The sequence below is a fragment of the Serratia sp. A07 genome (genome assembly GCF_058725505.1).
Genome location: NZ_JBZXDO010000011.1, coordinates 144,866 through 154,250 on the forward strand (window position 1 = coordinate 144,866; position 9,385 = coordinate 154,250).

Sequence of the window (9,385 nt, forward strand, 5' to 3'; positions counted from 1 at the left end):
TATAGAGAATCCTCGCCGCAGACGAAACCGTTTGCGTAGGGATTATTGATAAAAGCGTGCCGCACCGTCGAATTGTCATAACGTGTCAATAAAGTTGCACACTGGCGTTTTGTTGCGCAAAATGCCCCCGGCACTGGTGATTTAACCATGAGAAAAGTCGCGGTTGTCGTCGCCGGTGTACCTGTGCCACCACTGGATAACTATTTGAAACGTCTTAAAATAAACTACATCCTCATCGGCGTTGTCACCCTGCTTCTGGCTCTCGCGCTGTGGCCCAATATCACCTGGCGCAGCGGCCAGGGCGGGCAACTCCAGGAGATCATTTCCCGCGGCGAGTTGCGTATCAGCACGCTGAACTCCCCGCTGACCTATTTCAACACCAAGCAAGGGCCGGGTGGGCTCGACTACGAACTGGCCAAGCGCTTCGCCAACTACCTCGGGGTGAAGCTCGTGGTGATCCCCCATCAGAACATCAATGACCTGTTCGACGATCTGGACGATGACGACGCTGACCTGCTGGCGGCCGGCCTGATCTACAACCAGGAGCGCCTCAGCCGCGCGCGCACCGGCCCGGCCTACTACTCCGTTTCCCAACAGCTGGTGTACCGGCTGGGTACCCCGCGGCCAAAAGGCTTCGCCGACATTAAAGGCAAGCTGGCGGTCGCCTCCGGTTCCGCGCACGTCAGCACGCTAAAGCAGCTCAAGCAGGATAAATACCCGGATCTCGCCTGGGAGTCCTCCAGCGATCTCACCTCCAAAGAGCTGCTGGAGCGAGTGGCCGACGGCAAGCTGGACTACACCCTCGGCGATTCGGTAACCATCGCGCTGCTGCAGCGCATCCATCCGCAGCTGGCGGTGGCGTTCGACGTCACCGACGAAGAACCGGTCACCTGGTATCTAAAACGCGACGGCGACGACAGCCTGTACGCGGCGATGCTGGATTTCTACAGCCAGATGGTGGACGACGGCACCCTGGCGCGGCTGGAAGAGAAGTACCTCGGCCACGTCGGCAGCTTCGACTATGTGGACACCAAAACCTTCCTGTCGGCCATCGACTCGGTGCTGCCCAACTTCCGCCCGCTGTTCGAGAAGCACGCCAACGAGATCGACTGGAAGCTGCTGGCGGCCATCGCCTATCAGGAATCGCACTGGAATCCGCAGGCCACCTCGCCCACCGGCGTGCGCGGCCTGATGATGCTGACCCGCGCCACCGCCGACGGCCTGGGGGTCAACGATCGCCTCGATCCGGAAGAGAGCATTCAAGGCGGCGCCCTTTACCTGCAACGGCTGATGGCCAAGGTGCCGGACAGCGTGCCGGAAGACGAGCGCATCTGGTTCTCGCTGGCGGCCTACAACATGGGCTGGGGCCACATGCTGGACGCGCGCAAGCTGACCAAGACGCAAAAGGGCAACCCAGACAGCTGGGTCGACGTCAAGCAGCGCCTGCCGATGCTCAGCCAGAAGCGCTACTATCCGCAGCTGACCTACGGCTATGCGCGCGGGCGTGAAGCCTACAACTATGTAGAAAACATCCGCCGCTACCAGGTCAGTCTGGTGGGCTATCTGCAGGAAAAAGAGAGAAAGGCGGCGCAAGCGGCCGCCGAGCAAGAGGCGTTGGGGAAAGGCTACCCGACGGTGATGCCGGAACTGGCGCTCAACTACTGATTATTCCGGCTTATCCGCCGCCCGCTGCGCCAGCCTGAGCGCTTTTTTCTGTTCACGGCGCAGACGGAAGAAATTGCTCAGGGTGGCGGCGCATTCGTCCGCCAGCACGCCCGAGACGATCTCCACCTGATGGTTCATGCCCGGATGGCGCAGAATGTCCACCAGCGAACCGGCCGCGCCGGTTTTCTCGTCGGCGGCGCCATACACCAGCCGGCGGATACGGCTGTGCACCATCGCACCGGCGCACATCACGCAGGGCTCCAGCGTGACGTACAGCGTGGCGTTCAGCAAACGGTAGTTTTGCAGCACCGCGCCGCCCTGGCGCAGCGCCATGATCTCGGCGTGTGCGGTAGGATCGTGTCGGCCGATCGGTCGGTTCCAGCCCTCGCCGATGACCTGATTGTCCAGCACCAGCAGCGCACCCACCGGCACCTCGCCCTCTTCCTGCGCGCGCAGGGCCAGCTGCAATGCCTGACGCATCCAGTACTCATCGTTATATTCAGTCATCGCATAATTCCTCGTGCGCTTTTGCGGCGGGCATTATACACACTAGCCTCCCTTTGTCGTAGCCGCCCGCCAATGGCTATACTGGCCGAATCAGCGTGTGATTCAGGGACCAGAAGCATGAAACTCAGTAAAAAGAACGCGGTCGTGGTGCGCAAAGCGCTGGACGGCTGGGTGGGAGAAGGCGCCTTGACGCCCGAACAACGGCAGCAACTGCTGCAGCATGTGGCCGTGCAGCCTTTCGACTGGCGGCGGCTGGCGCGCTATGCGTTTCTCGCCGCGCTGGCCTCGCTGCTGATCGCCGTCACCAGCCTGTTCGCCGACAGCGAACTGCTTGCATGGCTCAGCGGGCTGTTCCGCTTCGACGCGCCGGTGCGCATGGCGATCGCCGGCATACTGGCGGCGCTGGCCTACGTCTGGGCGCTGCGTCGCCGCCGGCGCCACCCGGAAAAACGCTACGGCAATGAGGCCGCGCTGTTTGTCGCCGTGTTGCTTACCGCCTGCGCCTTATGGCAGCTGGGGGTCTGGCTGGATAACGGCAGCGGCCGGGTTTCCGTGCTGCTGCTGTTCGCCGCGCTGCTGTACGGCGCGATCGGCTGGTTCAGCCGCTCCGGGCTGGTGTGGTGGTTCGCCCTGCTGTCGCTCGGCAACGCCTTCGGCGCCGAGACCGGCTACCTGTCCGGCTGGGGCGCCTACTGGCTCGGCATGAGCTACCCGATTCGCTTTATCGCCTTTGGTGCGGTGCTGATCGCCGCCGCGCTGCTGTTGCGGCCGCTGTTGGCGCAACGCGGCCTGCAGCGGGTGTCGCTGGCGATGGGCCTGCTGTACCTGTTTATCGCCCTGTGGCTGCTGTCTATCTTCGGCAACTACGGCGATCTCGACAGCTGGTACAGCGCGCGCCAGATCGAGCTGTTCCACTGGAGCCTGCTATTCGGGCTGGCTGCCCTCGCCGCCATCTGGCTGGGGTTGAAGCATGACGACGCCATGCTGCGCGGCTTCGGGCTGACCTTCCTCGGTATTAACCTGTATACCCGTCTGTTCGAGTTTTTCTGGGACAGCATGCCGAAGGCGGTTTTCTTCGTGCTGCTCGGCCTGAGCCTGTGGGCGCTGGGGCATTATGCGGAGAAGATTTGGCAGCTGGGGCGCAAGCCGCACGACGTGACCGACGACTGATCGCGCTGCCGATAAAAACAGAAAGGGCGGAATCTTCCGCCCTTGGTTTATTCCAGCTGTTGTAGCTCGCCCTGCTTGCTTACCCGCCAGCGGTGCTCACAAAAGAACAGCAGCGGATTATCCTGCTTGCTGTCGCTGTAACCGCTGTACAGCTTCAGCGGCGCACCGAGCCGCTGCTCCAGCTGCACCACTTTCTGAGCCCCCAGGCAGCGCAGGGTCAAGACCCAGCCGCCGCAGCGGCGCGTGATGCGGCTACCGATCAACCGCACCCGCGGCAGAAACGCCGAATCGCGATACACCTGCTCCACCAGCCGCTCCGGCGAGCCGGTAATCAGCCACACGTCGGCATCGTGCTCCTCCAGGTACTGCCGCAGCCGCATTTGCACCACCGGAAATGCGGTCACCTTCTGGCGAAAGACCTCGATAAACTGCCGCTCCAGCGCCTTTAGCGTCGTTTCGGAACGCCCGAAAGTGATTGCCCACAGCAGCAGGCTCATCGGCCAACGCGCGGCGCGCCCCAACAGCAGCAGCGCCAGACCGATCGGCAGCAGCAGCGGTATCACCAGCAACAGGTTCAGCGGTAAGCGGCGCAGCAGAAAACGCAAGAAACTGCCGAACATATCCTCCTGATGCAGAGTGCCGTCCAGATCGAAAAAGACCACGCGGCGCCCCTCTGCGGCCGGTTGTTGCTGCTTGTCGCTCAAACGCTACTCCTCGGGATCGTTGAACCCCATCATCCAGGTGAAGAGAAAACCGGCGATAATCGTAATCAGCATCCCCGCCAGATACAACATCACCTTACCTGAGACGATGGTCAACGCCAAAGGCAGCCCCGAAATGCCGAAGGTGATCACCGTCGCCACCTTCCAGTAGCTGATCAGCGCTCCGCCAACCGCACCGCCGAGGCAGGCGCCGATAAACGGCCGGCCCAGCGGCAGCGTCACCCCAAAGATCAGCGGCTCGCCGATGCCGAGAATGCCGACCGGCAACGCCCCTTTGATCACCTTTTTCAGCCGCGCATTGCGGGTTTTCAACAGCACCGCCAGCGCCGCCCCCACCTGCCCGACGCCGGCCATCGCCAGGATCGGCAGCAGCGGGTTGGAACCGTGCGCCTGCACCAGCTCGACGTGGATCGGCACCAGCCCCTGATGCAGACCCGAGAGCACCAGCGGCAGGAACAGCCCCGAGAGCAGCGCTCCCACCAGCAGCCCGCCCTTGTCGATCGCCAGATTGGCACCGTGGGCGATGGCGTCGGAGATAATGCCGCCGATCGGCTGCAAAATCAGGATCGCCAGCGAGGCGGTGACCAGCGTGGTCAGCAGTGGGTTAAGGATCAGTTCGACCGATTCCGGCAGCAGCGTGCGCAGGCGTTTCTCCACCCAGCACATTAACGCTACCACCAGCAGCACGGCGATCACCCCGCCGCGCCCCGGCTGCAACGCCTCGCCGAACAAGGTAATCTGCGCCAGCGCCGGGCTGGAGAGAATGCCTGCCATCACGCCGCCCATTGCCTGAGAGCCGCCGAATACCCGCGCGGCGTTGACCCCGACCAAAATGTTCATGATGGCGAACACCGCGCTGCCGAAGATCGCCAACAGCCCCAGCACGTTCGGGTAGTCCACCGCCAGCTGGCCGGCGATGTCAGGCCGTTTCAGCAGGTTGATGATGCCAGTGATCAGACCCGAGGCGATAAACGCCGGGATCAGCGGAATAAAGACATCGGCCAGTTTTTTCAGCGCGCCGCTCATCGGCGCAGCGTATTTTTGCTTGGCCTGCGCCTTGGTGCGGGCCGCGTCACCGACGGCGACGACGGACTGCGCGCTTCCGCTCAGCAATTCGCGCATGGCATCCACCACTTTGGCGGCGGCGCCTGGGCCAACGATAAACTGATGCTGCTCACCCTGTTTGATATAGCCCTTCACGCCGGGCAGCTGCCTGAGGGCGGCCAGATCCAGGCGCTGCTCGTCGCTGACCTCGACGCGCACCCGCGTCATGCAGTTCTCCAGTTTGAGGATATTACCCTCGCCCCCCACGCCCGCCAGGATCTGTGTCGCCAATGCCGTTGTCTTGTCCATCGCCGCCCCCACCGTGAATTAACGCGCCAGCGCGGCGCGCAGATAGCCGTCGTGCCGCTGCAGCCGCTGCTGTGCCTCTTCGGCGCTGACGCCGGCCAAAAGCATCAGGATCGCCGGTTTGACTTCGAAGCCGGTCTGCGCCAGCGCCGCCTCCGCCTGAGCGCGTTCGGCGCCGGTGGCCTCTACCACGATGCGGCAAGCGCGATCCACCAGTTTGACGTTGGTGGCCTTCACGTCCACCATCAGGTTCTGGTAGACCTTGCCCAGCTTGACCATCGCGCCGGTCGACAGCATGTTGAGCACCAGCTTCTGCGCAGTGCCGGATTTCAGACGCGTCGAGCCGGTCAGAGCCTCCGGCCCTACCACCGGCGAGATCGCCACCTGCGCTTCGTGCGCGATCGGCGAATCCGGGTTGCAGGAGATGGCCGCCGTCGGGCAGCCCAGCCCGCGCGCATAGCGCAGTGCGCCAATCACATAAGGCGTGCGCCCGGAGGCCGCCAACCCCACCACCATATCGACGGCGTTGAGGTTCAGCGCCCGGAGATCGGCTTCGCCCAAAGCTTCGTCGTCTTCCGCCCCCTCCACCGCTTTAAGCAGCGCGCCCGGCCCGCCGGCGATCAGCCCCACCACCACGCCGTGCGGCACACCGAAGGTCGGCGGGCACTCGGAGGCATCCAGCACGCCCAGGCGGCCGCTGGTGCCGGCGCCCAAATAAATCAGCCGCCCACCGGCCTTCAACGCCGCCGCCGCCAAATCGACCGCCTGCGCGATCGCCGGCAGCACCTTTTCGATCGCCTCCGGCACCTTGCGGTCTTCCTGGTTAAAGCAGCGGACCATCTCCAGCGTCGACATCTCATCCAGCCTCATGGTGGCCGGGTTGCGGGTTTCCGATACCAGTGCGCCTAAGTTCATCTGTTCACCTTTGAATTTTTAATTCACAAAATTAAATCAATATTTGAATATTTTATTCAACAAAGCGAGCGCTATTTGCTATTTTAACGGCGAGCTCACAAAAATTTTCACCGCGCGTTTTCGCCGCCTGCGTGGCAAAATGGCCGCTGGTTTCCAGGGAAAGATCAATGAGTACCCTTCTGCGCATTCGCCAGATGTATCCGACACTGGCGCAAAACGACCGCAAGCTGGCGGATTTTTTGCTGAACAACGCCGAGCAGGCGCGCCATCTCAGCTCGCAAAAGCTGGCCCAGCTGGCCGGCATCAGCCAGTCGAGCGTGGTGAAGTTCGCCCAAAAGCTGGGCTATAAAGGTTTCCCGGCGTTGAAGCTGGCGCTGAGCGAGACGCTGGCCCAACCGCAGGCCGAACCGGTCGTGACCGTTCACAACCACATCCTCAGCAGCGACACGCTGAAAATCGTCGGTGAAAAACTGCTGGCGGAAAAGCACGCGGCGCTGCGTGCGACGCTGGACATCAACAGCGAAGAGCGGCTGCATCAGGCGCTGGACATGCTGCGCCAGGCGCGCCGGGTAATGCTAATCGGCATCGGTGCTTCCGGGCTGGTGGCCAAGGATTTTTCCTTCAAGCTGCTGAAAATCGGCGTGATGGCGGTGGCCGAAGCGGACATGCACGTTCAGCTGGCGGCGGTGCAGGCGCTGGACAAACGCGATCTGCTGCTGGCTATCTCCTTCAGCGGCGAACGGCGTGAAATCAATCTGGCGGCGGAAGAGGCGCGCCAGGCCGGCGCCAGGGTGTTGGCGCTGACCAGTTTCTCTCCCAACGGCCTGCAGCAGCGCGCGGATCACTGCCTCTACACCATCGCCGAAGAGCCCCACACCCGCAGCGCGGCTATCTCTTCCAGTACGGCCCAGTACGCTCTCACCGATCTGCTGTTTATGGCGCTGATTCAACACGATCTCGATCATGCCCGCGACCGCATCAAGCACAGCGAACAGTTAATGAAAAAGTTGGTTTGAGGCGTACATACAATCACAATTGCCTTTGCAACCTCCTCAGTGACAGTACGGATGCTGAGATATTACTTTATTGAGCAAGCTTATTACTTCAACGATACCGGCAAACGCAATATTTATTGCTGACACATTATCTACTAATGTTACAATGTGGACAGTGATTAACTTGATTACGTATAGAAAAGGAATTTATTTTGAAAACCCTCTTAAAATCAACATTATGCTCTTTCTTATTCTTACCATTCCTTACCATTGCCAGCGTCGGTTTCTTATCCCCAAGTGGTGTTAATAAAGATTTCGCTGACAAAGTAGATTTTGCAATGATCAATGTTTATAACGCAGACCAACTGCGAGAAAACCTCGTCATTGCCAAAGAGCATAATTTGAAAATTTTCTTGGATCTGGGACCATCCATCAATACAGCCAGAGAGACTAAAGATATTAACGTAAATTATCACGATGGAAACGGCAGTGTTCAAAAAAAAGTGTTCACTCCACAGGAGAAAAATAAACTAAGGAAATTACCTGAACCCGACGAACTAAATACGAGACTAAATCTGTACATTCCTATCATCAAAGAATACCCAGGTACCGTTGCGGCTATCTTTCTTGCTGACGAACCCTATTTAAACGGATTAAATAAAAAAGACCTCGAACTTGTCGCAGAGAAAACGCGGAAAATATTAAACGACAACAATTTAAAAAAAATAAAACTAGGCGTTATCTTTGCCAGTGCAATGTTTGATCGTGATTTTGCAAAAATGATGGATGGAAACTCGTCAAAATACGTTGTCAATATTGATAGCCATTATAAAAGCATTATGGAAAAGAAACCGACTAACGATGAGTTGCAATGGGTTGAAGCGATTAAAGCCAATCGACTGACAACTTATGACTCAGCTGGGAATCTCTATACACAAGGGGGAATTCCTAAAGGGTTCGACATTTACACCTTTGATTTTTATCTCTCGACTATACTGTTAGATAATCTTTATGAAAACGTCATCACTTGGTTGAAAAATAAAAATCTCAGCACCAGCTGTGAAATGCTTCAAGAAAAAACCATCAGCCAACTTAGAAATGAACTGAGCTTCTTCAACGATGGGCCGGTTTCAACTTCTAAAAAAGAAATGGATAGCGATCAACATCTGCTAGATGCTTTATATCAATGTCGTATGGAAACGGTCACCAAACTCTTGAAGGCAGAAATAGAGAAAACATCACCTAAGGCAGAAATTATCCTTATTTCTGAATCCAGCAGCAATGGTGCAATGGAATTTGACGCACAGGGAAACATTGAGAAATATCAACCGGAAAAACTGGTGGAACTACGTGTCTTACAAGAAGTACAAAGAGCAAAGAAATTCTATCAAGATAATGCCAACAGCAATGTTTCCGGCATCATGTTTTTCCTATATGCCAATGAATATGATAAGACGATAAAGATTAACATTGGTGGCGCAGCTGGCATGCCAGCGGTATTGAGCGAAATTTACTCTATCAAACAATGATCCGCTAATAAGGGAGCTTCGGCTCCCTTTAATCATGGGGGCTTATATCTAACCAGCAACGTCAGAACACTACAAACGCTGTCACTCTTATCCGCCGACCACGACGCTCTATCCCCCATCGCATCAAATTCAGCAATAGTTGATGAAAAACCTGGTTTAACCGGTATAATGCCGCTGCGAAAAATACCCCTGTTAATAATGAGAGATACGCCATGGCCCTGTTAATCACACGCAAATGTATCAACTGCGACATGTGCGTACATTGATTTATTTTTCATGTTAATCAGCACATTATGATTGCGTGTTATAGTTTGCGTTCCTTCACCTCACCGCCTGAACCTAGCCTAAATCTCTCCCCGCAACACAAAATCGTCTGATTATTGTCTTAGCCGACTTGCTAAAGCTCATGGGTCAGCCAGATAATACTGTATGTATAAACAGACATGATGGATGAAATCTATGGGTAGCATTACACTAGCCGGGCGGCAGATTTTCGTTCTCAATGAGAATGACAGGTACCCAGAGCCACAGC

The 9,385-nt window shown here is 57.5% G+C and carries 8 protein-coding genes; 4 read left to right on the forward strand and 4 right to left on the reverse strand.

Annotated elements, in window-relative coordinates; translation table 11 throughout:
- Positions 1–204 precede the first annotated feature (204 nt).
- Positions 205–1,665: a membrane-bound lytic murein transglycosylase MltF gene (mltF, locus tag AC4PR2_RS13905; RefSeq protein ID WP_033644113.1), complete on the forward strand. Its 1,461-nt coding sequence runs from the start codon at positions 205–207 to the stop codon at positions 1,663–1,665.
- Here mltF and tadA read toward each other — a convergent pair whose 3' ends face one another.
- Positions 1,666–2,172, reverse strand: coding sequence for a tRNA adenosine(34) deaminase TadA (gene tadA / locus AC4PR2_RS13910; RefSeq protein WP_015378796.1), 507 nt, complete (start codon positions 2,170–2,172; stop codon positions 1,666–1,668).
- Positions 2,173–2,289: 117 nt separating this feature from the next.
- On the opposite strand from tadA, the gene AC4PR2_RS13915 reads away from it, so the two are divergent.
- Positions 2,290–3,342: a DUF2157 domain-containing protein gene (locus tag AC4PR2_RS13915; protein ID WP_070914449.1), complete on the forward strand. Its 1,053-nt coding sequence runs from the start codon at positions 2,290–2,292 to the stop codon at positions 3,340–3,342.
- Between the two features lie 47 nt (positions 3,343–3,389).
- Here AC4PR2_RS13915 and yfhb read toward each other — a convergent pair whose 3' ends face one another.
- From yfhb to murQ, 3 genes are read right to left on the reverse strand one after another with little or no spacing between them, the layout of a single operon-like run.
- Positions 3,390–4,046: a phosphatidylglycerophosphatase C gene (gene yfhb / locus AC4PR2_RS13920; protein WP_330112998.1), complete on the reverse strand. Its 657-nt coding sequence runs from the start codon at positions 4,044–4,046 to the stop codon at positions 3,390–3,392.
- 3 nt (positions 4,047–4,049) lie between these two features.
- A complete protein-coding gene (locus AC4PR2_RS13925; RefSeq protein WP_197803564.1) occupies positions 4,050–5,417 on the reverse strand; it encodes a PTS transporter subunit EIIC in 1,368 nt (455 codons plus the stop codon).
- 18 nt (positions 5,418–5,435) lie between these two features.
- On the reverse strand, positions 5,436–6,329 hold the full coding sequence (gene murQ / locus AC4PR2_RS13930; RefSeq protein WP_087762398.1) for an N-acetylmuramic acid 6-phosphate etherase: 894 nt from the start codon (positions 6,327–6,329) through the stop codon (positions 5,436–5,438).
- Positions 6,330–6,496: 167 nt separating this feature from the next.
- Between murQ and AC4PR2_RS13935 the strand changes: the two genes are divergently transcribed.
- Together AC4PR2_RS13935 and AC4PR2_RS13940 are read left to right on the forward strand one after the other, a co-directional pair.
- The gene (locus AC4PR2_RS13935) at positions 6,497–7,345 is read left to right on the forward strand and encodes a MurR/RpiR family transcriptional regulator (RefSeq protein ID WP_049200758.1); all 849 of its coding nucleotides are present in this window, start codon (positions 6,497–6,499) and stop codon (positions 7,343–7,345) included.
- A 191-nt stretch (positions 7,346–7,536) separates the two neighbouring features.
- Positions 7,537–8,853 carry a hypothetical protein gene (locus AC4PR2_RS13940; RefSeq protein WP_187322693.1) on the forward strand — a complete coding sequence of 439 codons (1,317 nt, stop codon included), beginning with the start codon at positions 7,537–7,539 and terminating at the stop codon, positions 8,851–8,853.
- Positions 8,854–9,385 lie beyond the last annotated feature (532 nt).

Excerpts from the sequence above, each read along its gene's own strand:
- tadA (WP_015378796.1), bottom strand. The coding sequence starts at position 2,172 with ATGACTGAATATAACGATGAGTACTGGATGCGTCAGGCATTGCAGCTG.
- AC4PR2_RS13915 (WP_070914449.1), top strand. The coding sequence starts at position 2,290 with ATGAAACTCAGTAAAAAGAACGCGGTCGTGGTGCGCAAAGCGCTGGAC.
- AC4PR2_RS13925 (WP_197803564.1), bottom strand. The coding sequence starts at position 5,417 with ATGGACAAGACAACGGCATTGGCGACACAGATCCTGGCGGGCGTGGGG.
- murQ (WP_087762398.1), bottom strand. The coding sequence starts at position 6,329 with ATGAACTTAGGCGCACTGGTATCGGAAACCCGCAACCCGGCCACCATG.
- AC4PR2_RS13935 (WP_049200758.1), top strand. The coding sequence starts at position 6,497 with ATGAGTACCCTTCTGCGCATTCGCCAGATGTATCCGACACTGGCGCAA.